Origin of the sequence: Nocardia jiangsuensis (assembly GCF_042650385.1) — a bacterium.
In the GTDB taxonomy this organism is placed as follows: domain Bacteria; phylum Actinomycetota; class Actinomycetes; order Mycobacteriales; family Mycobacteriaceae; genus Nocardia; species Nocardia jiangsuensis.
Window position 1 is genome coordinate 32,645 of record NZ_JBHSAX010000011.1, and the last position, 17,189, is coordinate 49,833.

General features: G+C 74.9%; 2 protein-coding genes (both running past the window's edge). Both read right to left on the reverse strand.

The features are described 5' to 3' along the window. Nucleotides 1-13,122 carry the 5' portion of a non-ribosomal peptide synthase/polyketide synthase gene (locus ACFO0B_RS11510; RefSeq protein WP_378612388.1) on the reverse strand. It extends 12,165 nt beyond the left edge of the window, so the window shows 13,122 of its 25,287 coding nt (coding positions 1-13,122); the start codon lies at nucleotides 13,120-13,122; the stop codon falls past the left edge of the window. After that, on the reverse strand, nucleotides 13,119-17,189 hold the final stretch of the coding sequence (locus ACFO0B_RS11515; RefSeq protein WP_378612389.1) for a non-ribosomal peptide synthase/polyketide synthase. It continues 13,608 nt past the right edge of the window; the window shows 4,071 of its 17,679 coding nt (coding positions 13,609-17,679); its start codon lies beyond the right edge, outside the window; its stop codon occupies nucleotides 13,119-13,121. Before ACFO0B_RS11515 ends, ACFO0B_RS11510 begins: the two co-directional genes overlap by 4 nt.

Below are 17,189 nucleotides of genomic sequence, written 5' to 3' on the forward strand. Positions count from 1 at the left end.
GGCGGTGAGCACCTCGTTCCGCTCGGCGGGGTCGAGCAGGTCGATGGCGCCGAGGCGCGCCAGCGGCGCGGCCACGACCTGCTCGAGCACCCGGACGAAGCGGGCGGCGAGCGCGGCGACCGTGGCCGGGTCGAAGAGGTCGGTGGCGTAGCGGAAGAGCGCGCGCAGCCCGGTGCCGTGTTCCGTGCCGTGCTCGGTGAGCTCGAGGGCCAGGTCGAACTGGGCGGTGTCGTTGACCAGCGGGTAGGCGGCGACCTCGAGGCCGGGGAGCCGGAGCACGGTGTCGTCGCGGTGCTCGAAGGTGAGCAGGGTCTGCACGATCGGGGCGTGCGCGCGGGAGCGCACCGGGTCCAGCTCCTCCACCAGCCGCTCGAACGGGAGATCGGCGTGGCCGAAGGCGCGGACGTCGTGCTCGCGCACGGTGCGCAGCAGTTCGGCGAAGGTGGATTCCGGGCGCACCGGGGTGCGCAGCACCAGGGTGTTCACGAACATGCCGACGAGGTCGTCCAGCGCCTGTTCACCGCGGCCCGCCACCGGGGTGCCGAGCGCGATGTCGGTGCTGCCGGAGAGCAGGCCGAGCAGGGTGGCGTAGGCGGCGTGCAGCACCATGAAGGTGGAGACGCCGTTCGCCCTGGCCAGGTCGGTGAGCGCGGCGGTGAGCGCGGGGCCGATCGCGAACTCGGCGGTGGCGCCGCGGCCGGAGGCGATGGCGGGGCGGGGGCGGTCGGTCGGGAGTTCCAGGAGCGGGGGGAGGCCGTCGAGTTCGGTGCGCCAGAAGCGGATCTGGTCGGCGAGGACGGAGTCCGGGTCGTCGGCGGAGCCGAGCGTCTCGTGCTGCCACAGGGTGAAGTCGGCGTACTGCACCGGGAGCGGGGTCCAGTTCGGCGCGAGGCCGGCACGGGCCGCGCGGGCGGTGTAGGCGGTCATGAGGTCCCGGGCCAGGGGCGCGGTGGAGACGCCGTCGGCCGCGATGTGGTGGACGACGACGGCGAGGACGTGGTCGTCGGGGGTGAGGCGGTAGAGGGCGGCCCGCAGCGGGAGGTCGACGCGCAGGTCGAAACCGGTGCCGGTGAGCGCGAGAATGGTTGCCTGGAGCGCCGTTTCGGTGCTGTCGGTGACCGGGAGCGCGAGCGCCGGGTAGTCGGCGAGGATGTGCTGGTACGGGCCCGCGCCGTCGTCGGGGAAGACGGTGCGCAGCGCCTCGTGCCGGTCGATGACGTCGCGCAGGGCGGCGCGCAGCGCGGCCACGTCGAGCGCGCCGCGCAGCCGGATGGTGATCGGGATGTGGTAGACCGCCGAATCCGGATCCAGCCGGTTGAGCAGCCACATCCGGGTCTGTGCCAGCGAGAGCGGCACCCGCTCCGGGCGCGGCCGGGCGGTGAGCGCGGGCCGGGCGGTCCCGGTGGTCACCCTGGCCGCGAGCAGCGCCGGGGTCGGGGCGGCGAAGACCTCCCTGACCGTGAGCGCGCCGCCGAGCGCGGCATTCGCCCGCGCCACCAACCGCATGGCGAGCAGCGAGTTCCCGCCGCGCGCGAAGAAGTCGTCGTCCGCGCCGATCGGCACCTCCGTGCCGAGCAGCTCGGCGACCAGCGCGGCGAGCACCGACTCGGCCCCCTCGCGCGGGGCCAGGAACCGCACCGCGGCATCCGCCGCCTCGAACGGCGGCAGCGCGGCGCGATCCAGCTTGCCGACGGTGGTGCGCGGCATGTCGTCGAGCACCCGCAGCCGCGCCGGGACCATGGCGGCGGGCAGCCGGCCGCGCACCGCGGCCAGTACGGACTCCGCGCGCAGCCCGGCCCCGCTGACGTAGCCGACCAGCACGTCCTGCCCGGCGGCGTCCCGCGCCACCAGCACCGCGGCATTGGCGACGCCGGGCACCGCGGCCAGCGCGCTCTCGATCTCACCGAGCTCGATCCGCTGCCCGCGAAGTTTCAGCTGGAAGTCGTTGCGGCCCAGGTACACCAGGTCGCCCGCGCGGTTCCAGCGCACCAGGTCGCCGGTGCGGTACATGACCTCGCCCGGCGTGCCGAAGGGATCAGCGACGAACCGCTCGGCGGTGAGCCCGGAGCGCCCGTGGTAGCCGCGGGCCAGCTGCGCACCGGCCAGGTACAGCTCGCCGGTCACCCCGGCCGGCACCGGGCGCAGCCTGGCGTCCAGCACATACACCCGGGTGTTCCAGCACGGCCTGCCGATGGCGACATCGCGCCCCGACTCCGCGTCGGCGGCGGTGAACTCGTGGTAGACCGCCGAGATCGCGGCCTCGGTGGGGCCGTAGGCATTGTGCAGCGCGCCGCCGACCACACCCCGCAACGCGACGAGCAGGTCCGGCGTGAGCGCCTCGCCGCCGCAGTGCAGATGCCGGAACGAGGCGAGCGCGTCGCCCATTCCCTCGGCGAGCAGCGCGGCGAGCACCGAAGGCACGTACTCGGCGATGGTGATCCGGTGCGTGCGCAGCAACTCCGCGAAGTAGGCCAGGTCGAGGTGACCGCCGGGTTTCGCGATCACCAGCGGGGCGCCGACCGCCACCGGGAGGAAGACCTCCCAGACCGAGACGTCGAAGGTCAGCGGCGCGCGCTGCAGGATGCGGTCGGCGGCGGTGACGCCGTAGCGGAACTCCAGCCAGCGCAGCTGGTTCACGATGGCGCGGTGGCTCACCGTCACGCCCTTCGGCCTGCCGGTGGAGCCGGAGGTGAAGAGAACGTAGGCGGTGTTCTCCGGCCGCAGCGGCCGCAGCCGCTCGGCGTCCTGCCAGGGGCCGGAGTCGGGCTGCGCCGCCGCGAGTTCGGCGATGTCGAGGATCGGGGCATCCAGCGGGGGCAGCCCGGAACCGGTCGGGGCGAGGACGAGCAGCGGCTCGGCATCGGCGAGCAGGCGGTTCAGCCGCTCGGCCGGGTGCTCCGGGTCCAGCGGCAGGTAGGCGCCGCCCGCCCTGACCACCGCGTACAGCGCGACCAGCAGGTCGAGCCCGCGGTGCGCCGCGACGCCGACCACGGTCTCCGGCCCGACGCCGCGGGCGATCAGGGCGCGGGCCAGGCCGCGCACCCGCGTCTCCAGCTCGGCGTAGGTGAGTGCGGCGCCGTCGAAGAGCGCGGCGGTGCCGTGCGGCTCGGCGGCGGCGCGGGCGGGAAGCAGGTCGTCGAGGGTCTGCGGCGGCAGCGCCCGCGCGGTGGCATTGCGCTGGACCAGCAGCAGGTCGCGCTCGGCGGCGGAGAGCAGTTCGACGGCCTCGACCGGCGTGCTCGGATCGCGGACCAGGGCGCGCAGCACCCGCTCGAAGGCGGCGACGAAGCCGTGCGCGGTCTCGGGGTCGAAGAGCTCGGCGGCGTAGTGCAGGTAGATGTCGATGCCTGCGGGTTCGCCGTCCGCGGTGCGCTCGGTGAGCGTCCAGTCCTGGTCGACCTGGATGGGTGCGGGGCCGACCTCGAGCGCGGCGATGGCGAGGCGGTGCAGCCGGAACTCCGGCTCGGCGTGGTTCTGCAGGGTGAGCGCCACCTGGTAGAGCGGGGCGTGCGCCTGCGAGCGCACCGGGCTCAGCACCTCGACCAGCTGCTCGAACGGGACGGCGGCGTGGTCGAAGGCGGAAAGGTCGGTGCCGCGCACGGCGGTGAGCAGCTCGGCCAGCGACTGCTCCGGACGCACCTCGGTGCGCAGCACGAGGGTGTTGACGAACATGCCGACCAGCTCGTCGAGCGCGGCATCGCCGCGGCCGGCCACCGGAGCGCCGATCACCACGTCCGCGGTGCCGGAGACCCGGGCGAGCAGCACCGCGAGCGCGGTGTGCAGCACCATGAACGGGGTCGCGCGGTGCGCGGTGGCGGTCTCTCGCACGGCTCGGTGCAGTGCGGCGTCGATGGTGGCGGTGACGGCGCCGCCGCGGTTGCCCGCGACGGCGGGACGGGCGCGGTCGGTGGGCAGCGGGAGCAGCTCCGGCGCGCCGGCCAGCTGCCTCGACCAGTAGCCGAGCTGGCGGCCGAGCACCGAAGCCGGGTCGTCGGCGGCGCCGAGGACGTCGCGCTGCCAGAGCGCCACGTCGGCGTACTGCACCTCCAGCGGGCGCCAGTTCGGGGCGGCGCCTGCCCGGCGGGCCACGTAGGCGGCGGTGAGGTCGCGGGTCAGCGGGGCGAAGGACCAGCCGTCGGCGGCGATGTGGTGCACCACGAAGAGCAGGACGTGCTCCTGGCGGCCGGGCGGGATGTCGGCGGCGGGGTCGTCGGTGACGCGGAGCAGTCTGGCGCGCAGCGGCACCTCGGCGGTCACGTCGAAGCCGGTGCCCGTCACCGCGGCGATCAGGGCGGGGAGTTCGGCGGGGCGCACGGTGCGCGCCACCAGGTCGACCAGCTCGGTGCCCGCGGGGAGGACCAGCTGGGTGGCGGCGCCGTCGTGCTCGGGGTAGACGGTGCGCAGGGTCTCGTGCCTGGCGAGCACGTCGTCCACGGCGGCGCGCAGGGCGTCCACGTCCAGCGCGCCGGTGAGCCGGAGCGCGAAGGGGATGTTGTAGCCGCCGCTGCCGCCGTCGAAGCGGTTCAGGAACCACATGCGCTGCTGGGCGATGGAGAGCGGGACGGCGCCGTCGCGGGGGCGGGCGGTGATCGGGGGGAGGGCGTCGGCGGTCCGCTGCTGTTCGCGCAGTGCGGGTTCGATCAGGGTGGCGAGGTCGCGCACGGTCGCGGCGTCGAAGACGGCGCGGACCGGGACCGTCGTGCCGGTCTCCGCGCCGAGGCGGGCGGCGAGCTGGGTGGCGATCAGGGAGTTGCCGCCCAGGGCGAAGAAGTCGTCGTCGCGTCCGACCCCGTCGGTCGCCAGCAGCGCCGCGAAGACCGCGGCGACCAGCTGTTCCGCCTCGCCCGCGGGGGCGCGGAAGGTGGTGGCGGGTTGCTCCGGGGCCGGGAGAGCGGTGCGGTCGAGCTTGCCGGAGGGGGTGCGCGGGAATTCCGGGAGCACCACGTAGGTGGTGGGGACCATGTACGCCGGGAGCGTACGGATCAGCGCTTCCCGCACCCGGTGCGTGTCGATGGTGGTGGATGTGTCCGAGGAGGCGGAGGGGGCGGCCACGAGGTAGGCGACCAGGACGGGGCCGGTGCCGGGGTCGCGCACCAGGACCGCCGCCTGGGCGATGGCGGGGAGCGCGAGGAGCGCGGTCTCGATCTCGCCGAGCTCGATGCGCAGCCCGCGCACCTTGACCTGGAAGTCGGTGCGGCCGAGGAACTCCAGCTCCCCGTCGGCGCGGCGGAGCACCAGGTCACCGCTGCGGTAGAGCCTGCTGCCCGGGGCGCCGAACGGGTCGGCGACGAAGCGGTCGGCGGTGAGCCCGGCCCGGCCGAGGTAGCCGCGGGCCAGCTGGGCGCCTGCCAGGTACAGCTCACCGGGGGTGCCGACCGGCACCGGGTGCAGCCGCGCGTCCAGGACGTAGGCGGCGGTGTTCCAGATCGGGTGGCCGATCGGCACGATGCCGGTGTCGGCGTCGTGCACCTCGTGCACGGAGAGCTCGACCGCGGTCTCGGTCGGCCCGTACATGTTGTGCACCCGGACCCCGTGCGCCCGCATCCGCTGCGCCGACGCCGCGGGCAGCGCCTCGCCGGAGCAGAGCACGTGCCGCAGCGTGGGCACCTGCCTCGGCTCGGCGAGGAAGGCCGCGAGCATGGACGGCACGAAGTGCGCCACCGTGACGCCCTCGCGGCGCATGAGCTCGGCCAGGTAGTCCTGGTCCCGGTGGCCGTCCGGCCGGGCCAGCACCAGCCGCGCCCCCACCTGGAGCGGCCAGAAGAACTCCGGCACCGAGACGTCGAAGGTCACCGGGGTCTTCTGCAGGACGACGTCGGTGCGGTCGAGCGGCAGGTGCGCACCCTGCATCCAGCGCAGCCGGTTCGCGACGGCGCCGTGCGTCATCGCGACGCCCTTGGGCCGCCCGGTGGAGCCGGAGGTGAAGAGCACGTACGCCAGGTGATCCGGGCGCAGCGGCGCGCGCCGCTCGGCGTCGGTGATCGGTCCGGCCGGATACGCGCCGAGGTCGGTGCGGTCGATGCGCAGCCGCGGCACCGGGATCTCGCGCGGCAGATCGGCGCCGGAGGTCAGCGCGAGCAGCGGGACGGCGGTGCCGACGATGTGCGCGGTGCGCTCGACCGGGTGGTCCGGGTCGAGCGGCAGGTACGCGCCGCCCGCGAGGATCACCGCGTACATGCCGGTGACCAGGTCGATCGAGCGGTGCATGCCGAGCGCGACCAGGGTGTCCGGCCCGACCCCGCGCCCGATGAGCAGCCGGGCCAGCCGCTGCGCCCGCTCGGCGAGCTCGGCGTAGCGCAGGTCGGTGTCGCCCGCGGTGAGCGCGACGGCGTCCGGGGTGCGGGCGACCTGCGCGGTGAAGAGCCCGGCCAGGGTGGCGGCGGGCAGCTCGCGGCCGGTGTCGTTCCAGTGCCGCAGCACCCGGTAGCGCTCGGTGGCGTCGAGCAGCGCGACATCCCCGACCGGGGCCTCCGGCACCGCGGTCACCGCGGCGAGCACCCGGAGCAGCCGGTCGGCGAAGGCGGCGGCGGTGGCCTCGTCGTACAGCTCGGTGGCGTAGCGCAGGGTGCCGTCCAGCCCGCTGTCGCCGGTGCGCTCGGTGAGCACCAGGTGCAGGTCGACCTTGACCGTCGGGTCGTCGACCTCGACCGGGTGCACGGTGAGCCCGGGCACCCGCAACGCCGGGTGGTCGGCGAAGGCCGGCTGCGGCTCGGCATAGCTGAAGAGCACCTGGAACAGCGGCGGGGCGCCGCTGCTCCGGTCGACGGCGAGCGCGTCGACGACGTCCTCGAACGGCAGGTCGGCGGCGCCGAAGGCGGCGAGATCGCCGTCCCGCACGGTCCGCAGGAACGCCCCGAACCCGGCGTCCGGCTCGAACCGGGTGCGCAGCACGAGGGTGTTCACGAACATGCCGACCAGCGGGTCGAGCGCGCGATCGCCGCGCCCGCCGACCGGGGTTCCGACCAGCACGTCGGTGCTGCCGGCCGCCCGGCCGACGGTCAGCGCGAGCGCGGCGTGCAGCACCATGAACGGGGTGGCCCCGGCCCGCTTGGCCAGCGCGCGCACGGCGGCGCCGGTGCCCGCGTCGATCGAGAGCGGAACGGCCGCACCGCGATTGGTCGGCCGCGCGGGCCGCTGCCGGTCCGCGGGCAGGGTGCAGACGGCGGGCGCGCCTGCCAGCGCGGCGCGCCAGAAGGCGAGCTGGCGGTGCGCGAGCGAGCGCGCGTCGGCGGGGTCGCCGAGCACCTCGTGCTGCCACAGCGCGTAGTCGGCGTACTGCACCTCGAGCTCGCCGAACTCCGGCTCCGCCCCATCGGCCCGCGCCCGGTAGGCGCGGACCAGGTCGGTGACGAGCGGCGGCATGGAGAGCGCGTCGGCGGCGATGTGGTGCACCGCGAGGACCAGCACGTGGTCGTCGGGTTCGACGCCGAGCAGCACCACCCGCACCGGGAGCTCGGTGGCCACGTCGAAGACCGCGGCGACCACCGAGGCGACCGCCTCGGTGACCCCGTCGGCGGGGACCGGGACCGGGGAGAGGCCGAGCCCGATCTCCTCGGTCGGCACGACGAACTGGTGCGGGCCCGCGCCGTCGTCCGGGAAGACGGTGCGCAGCGATTCGTGCCGGATCAGCACGTCGAGCACGGCCCGATCCAGCGCGTCCACCGCGAGCGGGCCGCGCAGCCGCAGCACGACGGGCAGGTTGTAGACGCTGTCCGCGCCGTCCTGCACCTCGATCCGGTTCAGGAACCACAGCCTGCGCTGTGCCGGGGAGAGCGGAATGCTCGGCGGGCGTTCCCTGCGCGCCGGGCGCGCGGGGACGGCCTCGGCGCCGAGCAGCCGGTCGAGCGCCGCGGCGAGCCCGGCCACCTCGGCGGTCTCGAAGAGCAGCCGCACCGGCACCCTGACCTCGAGCGCCTCGCTGAGCCGCGCGGTGACCCGGGTGGCGTCGAGCGAGCTGCCGCCGAGCGCGAAGAAGTCGTCGTCGAGCCCAGCGCGGTCGACCCGCAGCACCTCGGCGAAGGTCTGGGCGACCAGGGTCTGGGTGCCGGTCTCCGGGGCGCGGAACTCGACCGTGCCGAACTCCGGTGCCGGCAGCGCCTTCCGGTCCAGCTTGCCGGAGGGGTTCAGCGGGAACTCCGCGAGCGCGGTGACCACGGACGGGACCATGTAGGCGGGCAGCGCCGCGCCGACCGCCTCGCGCACGGCCGGGCCGTCGACGTCGCCGGTCACGTACCCGGCCAAGTGCTGGCCGTCGATCACCAGGGCGACGGCCTGGGTCACCCCGGGCACCGCGAGCAGCGCCGTCTCGATCTCGCCGAGCTCGATGCGCTGGCCGCGGAACTTCACCTGGAAGTCGACGCGCCCGGCGTAGACCAGCACGCCGTCGGCGCGCCACGAGACCACGTCACCGGTGCGGTACAGGCGGGTGCCGTCCCCGAACGGGTTCGCCACGAAGCGATCCGCGCTCAGATCCGGGCGGCCCACGTACCCGCGGGCCAGCTGGACCCCGCCGAGGTACAGCTCGCCGCGCACCCCGACCGGGACCGGCCGCAGCCGCGAATCCAGCACGTAGACCTGGGAATTCCACTCCGGCGAGCCGATCGCGGTGTCCTGCGCGGTCGCCTCCTGCGCGGTGATCGAGACCGCGGCCTCGGTGGGGCCGTAGATGTTGTGCACGCGCGCCCAGGTCACCCTGGCGACCGTCTCCGGGGGCAGCGCCTCGCCGATCACGAAGACATCGCGCAGCGTGGCCATCTCGGCGGGGCGGGCGTGCTGGGCGAAGACCGCGAGCATCGACGGCACGAAGTCGGTCAGCGTCACGCCGTGCTCGCGCACCAGCTCGGCGATGTAGCGGGCATCGCGCTGCCCGCCCTCGGCGGCGAGCACGATCCGGCCGCCGGTGGCCAGCGGGACGAAGTAGCCCCAGATCGAGACGTCGAAGGTCGAGGCGGTCTTCTGCAGGTAGACGTCGTCGGCGGTGAAGCCGTACTCGGCTGCCATCCAGGCGATCTGGTTCGCCACCGCGCCGTGCGGTACCAGGACACCCTTCGGTCGGCCGGTGGAGCCGGAGGTGAACATGACGTAGGCGGCGTTCTCCGGGCGCACGGGTGCCGCGGGCAGCGGGTCGGCGGCGAGCGCGGCCCAGCGCACCCGGTCGAGCAGCAGGACGCGGACGGCCGGGTCGACCGGGACGGCGAAATCGGTCGCGGCGACCAGCACCGCCGGGCGCGCGGTGTCCAGGATGTGGCCGATGCGCTCGGCCGGGTGCGCCGGGTCGACCGGGACGAAGGCGGCGCCGGTGCGCAGCACCGCCAGCATGCCGGCCACCAGGTCGACGCCGCGCGGGATGGCGAGCACGACGAGCTGCTCCGGGCAGGCGCCGCGCTCGGCGAGCAGCCGGGCGAAGCGGTTCACCCGGTCGTCGAGCTGCCGGTAGGTGAGCGTGCCTGCCTCGTCGACCAGCGCGACGGCGTCCGGGTTCGCGCGCACCCGATCCGCGAACCCCGCGTGCAGGAGGTGGCCGGGCACCGGGTGCGCGGTCTCGTTCCACGCGCCGGTCACCAGGGCCAGCTCCGCCGGTGCGGTGACCGGGATGTCGCCGACCACGACGCTCGGATCGCCGACCACGGCGTGCAGCACCCGGCGGAGCTTCACCGCGAACTCCGCCACCGTCGCCTCGTCGAACAGGTCGGTGGCGTAGGTGAACTCGGCGCGGTAGCCGTGCTCCGCGTCGGAGAGGGTGAGCTGCAGGTCGAACTTGGCGAAGCCGGGGTCGAAGTCGACCAGCTCGGTCGCCAGATCCGGCATGGCGGGCGAGATCGGGCCCAGGTTCTGCATGAAGAGCGCGACCTGGAAGAGCGGGTGCCGCGCCTGCGAGCGGGCCGGGTTCAGCACCTCGACCAGCCGCTCGAAGGGGACGTCGGCGTGCGCGAAGGCGCACAGGTCGCGGTCCTTGGCGTGCGCGAGCAGCGCGGTGAAGGGCGCCGCCGGGTCGACCGCGGTGCGCAGGACGAGGGTGTTCACGAACATGCCGACCAGGTCGTCGAGCACCCGCTCGCCGCGGCCGGCCACCGGCGTCCCGACGGTGATGTCGGTGCCGCCGGAGAGCCGGGCCAGCAGGGTGGCCAGCGCCGCGTGCACCACCATGAACGGGGTCGCGCGGTTGGCCGCGGCCACCGCCTCGATCCCGGCCCGCAGCCGCGCGTCGACGGTGAACTCGTGGGTGGCGCCGCGGTAGGAGGCGACCGCGGGGCGTTTGCGGTCCGCGGGCAGCGTGAGCTCCGCGGGGACCTCGTCCAGTTCGGCGCGCCAGAAGCCGAGCTGGCGGGAGACGGCGGAGTCCGGGTCGGTCTCGTCGCCGAGCAGCCGCTGCTGCCACAGCGAGTAGTCGGCGTACTGCACGGCCAGCGGCGGGCACTGCGGGGCGAGGCCGTTGCGCCGGTCCCGGTAGGCGCTCACCAGATCCCGCATGAGCGGGCCCATGGAGACGCCGTCCGCCGCGATGTGGTGCACCACGAGCACGAGGGTGTGGTCGGCGGGGCCGCTGCGCAGCAGCCGCACCCGGACCGGGATCTCCTCGGCGACGTCGAAGCCCTGCCCCGCCATCGCCGCGACCACCTCGACCAGGTCGTCCGCGGGCACCTCGGACGGGGTCAGGTCGAAGGCGGGGTGCACCGGGCGGACCACCTGCACCGGCCCCGCCTCGGTCTGCGGGTAGACCGTGCGCAGCACCTCGTGCCTGGCCACCAGGTCGGTGATGGCGGCGGCCAGCGCGGGCACATCCAGCCTGCCGCGCATGCGCAGCGCCACCGGGATGTTGTCGACGGCGGCGGTGTCGATGTCGTCCGGGCCGGAGCGCTCGACGCCGAGGCGGTTCAGGAACCACATGCGCCGCTGCGCCGGGGAGAGCGGCACCCGGTGCGGGCGGGCGCCCGCGGTGAGCGCCGGGCGCGGGGTGCTCGGGGCGCTCGCCGGCGCGGCGAGCGCGGCGGGGGTGGGGCGCTCGAAGAAGTCGCGCATGTCGAGCGAGCGGTTCAGCTCAGCACCGATCCTGGCGATGGCCCTGGTGGCGATGAGCGAGTTGCCGCCGAGCGCGAAGAAATCGTCGTCCGCGCCGACCTGGTCGGAGCCGAGCAGCTCGGCGAAGATCTGCGCCACCGCGGCCTCGGCCTCGTTCTCCGGGGCGCGGTACTCGGTCTCGGTGCTGCCGAACTCGGGCTCGGGCAGGGCGCGGCGGTCCAGCTTGCCGTTGGCGTTCACCGGCATGGCGTCCAGTGCGATCAGCAGGCTCGGCACCATGTACTCGGGCAGCCGGTCGCGGGCGCCCGCCAGCACGGCGGCGGTGTCGATGGTGCGGCCCTGGTGCGGCACCGCGTAGCCGACCAGGTGGTCGCCGGTGCCGCTGCGGTGCAGCAGCACGGCGGCCTGCGCGACGCCCTCGTGCGCCAGCAGCGCGGCCTCGACCTCGCCGAGCTCGATCCGCAGGCCGCGCAGCTTGACCTGGAAGTCGGTGCGGCCCAGGTACTCCAGCTCGGCCCTGGCGCCGGGCAGCGCGGGCAGCCTGCGCACCAGGTCGCCGGTGCGGTACATGCGCTCGCCCGCCGGGCCCTCCGGCGCGGCGACGAAGCGCTCCGCGGTGAGCGCGGGGCGGCCGACGTAGCCGCGGGCCAGCTGCACGCCTGCCAGGTACAGCTCGCCGACCACGCCGTCCGGGACCGGGCGCAGGGCGTCGTCGAGCACGAGGAGTTCGGTGTCGTCGGCGGGGCCGCCGATCGGGACGCTCGCGGTGTCGTCCGCGGTCACCTCGTGCGCGGTGACGTCGACCGCGGCCTCGGTGGGGCCGTACAGGTTGTGCAGGGTGGCGCCGCTGATCTTGCGGAAGGCGGCGGCGGTCGCGGCGGGGAGCGCCTCGCCGGAGGCGAAGACCAGGCGCAGGGGTTCGGCGGCGTGCTCCACCTCCGGCTCGGCCACGAAGACGGCGAGCATCGACGGGACGAAGTGCGCGACGGTGACGGCGTTCTCGCGGATGCAGCGGGCGAGGTAGGCGGGGTCGCGGTGGCCGTCGGGGGCGGCGATCACCAGGCGGGCGCCGACCTGCAGGGGCCAGAAGAGCTCCCAGACGGAGACGTCGAAGGTGAAGGGGGTCTTCTGGATGACGGCGTCGTCGGGTTCCATGCGGTACACGCGCTGGCGCCAGCGGAGGTTCGCGAGGATCGCGCGGTGCGTGACGGCGACGCCCTTGGGGCGGCCGGTCGAGCCGGAGGTGAAGATCACGTAGGCGGTGTTGTCGCCGGAGGAGCGGTGCTCGCCGGTGCCAGGGGCGGCGCCGGCGTTCGCGGTGTGCTCGGCCGAGGCGCGGCCGCCGGTCCCCGGGGCGAGCGTGGGGGCGGTGCGCTCCCACTCGTCGACGGCGAGAACCGGCACGGGGGTGTCCAGGTGGGGGCGGTCGGGGGTGGTGGTGAGGACGAGGAGGGGGCGGGCGGTGTCCAGGATGTGGGCGATGCGGTCGGCGGGGTGATCGGGGTCGATGGGGACGTAGGCGCCGCCCGCGCGCAGGATGGCGTACATGCCGACCAGCAGCTCGACCGAGCGCCGCGCGGCGAGCCCGACCAGCGCCTCCGGGCCCACCCCGAGCTCGACCAGGTGCCCGGCCAGCCGCCGCACCCTGGCATCGAACTCGGCGTAGGTCAGCACCTCGGCGCCGAACTCGACCGCGACCGCGTCCGGCGTCCGCTCGACCTGCGCGGCGAACTCGGTGACCAGCGTCTCCACCGGCGCACAGGCGGCGGGCAGCTCCTGCTCCGCCACCAGCACGGCGTCGTCCAGCAGCGCGGTGAGCACCGCGCCGAGCGCGCCGTCGCCCTCGAGCAGCTCGGGCAGCCTGCCCGAGACCACCACCGAGATGAGCGTGTCCGGGCCGAGCCCGTCGCCCAGCGCCGCGCCGAGTTCGGCCAGCTCACCGGCGAGCTCGGCGTAGCTCACCGTGCTCGCGCCGTGCCGCAGCGCGGGTCGCTCCGGCTGTGCCGCGGCCACCGCGTCGATCAGCCCGGGCAGGTCGTCGATGCCGTACCCGCGCTCCCCCGCCGTGCGCGCTGTGCTCGGGACCGAATCGACGTGGGTCATCGGCGAGTTCCTTCCGGATCGGAAACCTGGGCGGCGGCGTCGGCGAGCAGGGTCTGCAGTGCGGCGGGGAGGGCGGGACCGAGCGCGGCGAGCAGGCCGGGGATCAGCCCGGCCAGGGCGACGTTCACCAGGGCCTCGGGTTTGGCGACGGTGCCCATCGCCTTGCCGACTGCCGTCAGCTTCGCGTGCAGCTGGGCGTAGCTGACGGAGTGCTCGTTGTGCGCGAAAGCGGTAGCTTCCGGCGCTGTTTCGGCTGCGCGGGCGACCAGGGACGGCAGGTCGGCCAGGGTGTGCCCGGCAGGGCGTGGTGATTGATCCGCGGCGCGGGCGGCCGGGTCCTGATCCGGGGCGCCGGAGGCTGGGTGCGCGGCGTAGCTGGGGCGGGGGGTGCGTTCCGCGGCGGTGCGGATGTCGATGGCGCGGACGGTGGTGTCCGGGTCGCCTGCGATGGCGGCGCAGACCAGGGCGAAGCGCTCGGCGATGGCGCGGACCGTGCGCTCGTCGAACAGGTCGGTGGCGTAGCCGAAGCGCAGCTCGAGCCCGCCGTCCCGCTGTTCGAGCACGGTGAGGTGCAGGTCCGCCTTGGCGTCACCGAGGTCGAGGTCGAGCGGCTCGACGGTGAGGCCGGGCAGCGGCAGCGGGCCGGGCGGGTTGTCCTGCACGGTGAGCATGACCTGGAAGAGCGGCCCGTAGGCGGCCGAGCGGGTGCGCCCGAGCCCGTCGACCACCCGGTCGAAGGGGATGTCGGCGTGCGCGAAGGCGGCCAGCTCGCGGCGGCGGACCGCGGTGAGCAGCTCCGCGACGGTGCCGCGCGGGTCCAGCTCGCTGCGCAGCACGACGGTGTTCACGAACATGCCGACCAGCCCGTCCAGTTCGGCCGTGCCCCGCCCCGCCACCGGGGTGCCGATGGTGAGGTCCGCGCTGCCGGTGAGCTTGCCGAGCAGCACCGCGAGCGCGGTGTGCAGCACCGTGAACAGGGTGCCGCGCTGCTCGACGGCGGCGCGGCGCAGCTCGGCGGTGCGCTGCGGGTCGACGGTGGTGCTGACGGTGGCGCCGCGGCCGTCCCGGCGGGCCGGGCGCTGCCGGTCGGCGGGCAGCGCGAGCACCTCGGGGGCGCCGGCGAGTTCCGTGCCCCACCAGGCGAGCTGGTCGGCGGCGACGGTATCGAGCAGGGTGTGCTGCCAGGCGGTGTAGTCGGCGAAGGTGACCGCGGGGGCGGGGAGCTCCGGGTGCTGCCCCGCCGCGGCGGCGGTGTAGGCGCGGACCAGGTCGGTGGCGAGCGGCACCGCCGAGTAGCCGTCGGCGGCGATGTGGTGCAGCACCACCGCGAGGACCCAGTCCCGCTCGCCCGCGCGGAGCAGGGTCGCGCGGACCGGAGGGGCGGTCGTCACGTCGAAGCCTTCGCGGACGAAATCGGCGATGGCGGTCTCGTAGTCGGTGACCGTCCGGATGGGCAGCGGTTCGGCGGCGGGGGCGGGCAGGATCTCCTGGATCGGGCCGTCGGGGGTGTCCGGGTAGCGGGTGCGCAGCGGTTCGTGCCTGCGGACGACGGCGGCGAGGGCGGTGCTCAGCGCGGTGACGTCGAGCTCGCCGGTGAGGCGGAGCGCCAGCGGGATGTTGTAGGCGTCGGAGGTGGTGGTCAGCTGGTTCAGCACCCACATGCGGTGCTGGGCCGGGGCCAGCGGGACGGGGGCGTCGCTCCCGCGCGCGGTCAGGGGCGGGCGCGGGGTACCGAACTCCGGGAGTTTCGCGGCGAGCGCGGCCACCGTCGGCGCTTCGAAGACCGCCGCCACCGGCACCTGCGCGCGCAGGGCCGTGCCGAGCCGCGCGGCGAGGCGGGTGGCGAGCAGGGAGGTGCCGCCCAGAGCGAAGAAGTCGGTCTCCGCCGTGACCGCCGAGGCGCCGGTGACCTCGGCGAACGTGGTCGCGACGAGGTGTTCGGCGAGGCCGGAGGGGGCGCGGCCGGTGGGTTCGGTGAACTCCGGGTCCGGGAGGCGGGCGCGGTCGACCTTGCCGTTGCCGGTGAGCGGGAGGGTCGGGAGGACGACGATGGTCGCGGGGACCATGTAGGCCGGGAGTTCCGCGCGCAGGGCGGTGCGGAGCTCGGTCGCGAGTGCGGCGGTGTCCGCCACGGGCGCGGCGACGTAGCCGACGAGCCGTGCGCCGCCCGCGCTCGCCCTGGCCACGGCGACGGCGCCGGTCACGGCGGGGTGGCGGAGCAGGGCGCTCTCGAGCTCGCCGAGTTCGATGCGGAAGCCGCCGATCTGCACCTGGAAGTCGGCGCGCTCCAGGTACTCGACGGCCCCGTCGGGGCGGCGTCTGACGATGTCGCCGGTGCGGTACATGCGGGTGCCGGTGGAGTAGGGGTCGGCGACGAAGCGGTCTGCCGTGCGGGCGGGGTCGTGCTGGTAGCCGCGGGCCAGCTGGGCGCCGGTGAGGTACAGCTCGCCGGGGACGCCGGGTGGGACCGGGTGCAGGCGGGGGTCGAGTACGCGGATGCCGCTGTTCCAGCAGGGCGTCCCGATCGGGACCGTGTGGACGGGGGTGTCGGTCACCTCGTGGGCGGTGATCGAGACCGCGGCTTCTGTGGGGCCGTACAGGTTCCACAGGGATACGTCGGGGTTCTCGCGGCGCAGAGCCGATGCGGTTGCCGGGGGCAGGGCCTCGCCGATGGCGAGTACTCGGCGCAGGGTTCGGGGGAGGCCGGTCTCCAGGAGCATGCCGAGCAGGGAGGGGACGGCGTACAGGGTGGTGATGCCGAAGTTCTCGGACAGTTCGCGCAGGTGGTGCGGGTCGCGTTCGGTGCCGGGTTCGGTTACCACCAGTTTGCCGCCGGTGCTGAGGTGGGACCAGAACTCCCAGACCGAGAGGTCGAAGGTCGCCGGGGTCTTCAGCAGGGTCGCGTCGTTCGCTCCGAGCTCGAATCGGTCTGCGAGCCAGCTGATCTGGTTGACGGCGGCGGCGTGCGGGATCGCTACGCCCTTGGGTACGCCGGTGGAGCCGGAGGTGAAGATGAGGTAGGCGGGGTGCTCCGGACGGAGGGGTTCCCGGCGTTCCGCGTCGGTGATCGGTGCGGTGCCGGTTCCGGCGGCATCGAGCTCGGCACCGTCGACCACCAGCGTCGGGCGGTCGGTGGCGATCGAGGGACCGTCGGTGGCGGTGAGGACGCAGAGCGGGGCGGCGGTTTCGAGGATGTGGGCGATTCGGTCGGCGGGGTGGTCGGGGTCGATGGGGACGTAGGCGCCACCGGCTCGGGCTACCGCGTACATGGCGATGACGAGTTCGGGGGAGCGGCGCATGGCGAGCGCGACGGTGCGTTCGGGGCCTACGCCGTGCGACAGGAGGGTGCGGGCCAGGTGGGTGACCCTGGCGTCGAGTTCGCGGTAGCGGAGGGTGGTGCCCGCGACGGCGTCCAGCAGGGCGGGGGCGTCGGGGGTGCGGGCCACCTGGGCGGTGAAGAGGTCGTCCAGGGTGGCGGGGGCGAGGGGGGTGTGCGGGGTCGGGGCGAGGAGGGCGGCGCGCTCGCGGGCGTCGAGCAGATCGAGGTCGCCGACGGGGTGCGCCGGGTCGGCGGCTACGCGGTGCAGTACCCGGACGAGGCGGGCGGCGATGGCGTCGGCGGTGGCGGGCTCGAAGAGGTCGGTGGCGTAGCCGAGGGTCAGTTCGAGTCCGGCGGAGGTGCCGTCGGCGGCGTAGTGGTCCTGCACGAACAGGTGCAGGTCGAACTGGGCGACACCGTCCTCGAACCGCACCGGCTCGACCGCGAGACCGGGCAACTCCAGCGCCCCGCGCTCGTGGTTCTGGAACGAGTAGCCGACCTGGAAGAGCGGGTGCCGCGCGGTCGAACGAGCCGGATTCAGCACCTCGACCAGCCGCTCGAACGGGACGTCGGCGTGGCTGAGCGCCGCGACGTCGGCCCGCCTGGTGCGGTCGAGCAGCGCGGTGAAGCTCTCCGCGCCGCGCACCTCGGTGCGCAGCACCAGGGTGTTCACGAACATGCCGATGACGTCGTCGAGCTCGGCGGCGCCGCGGCCGGCGATCGGCGAGCCGACGGCGATGTCGGTGGT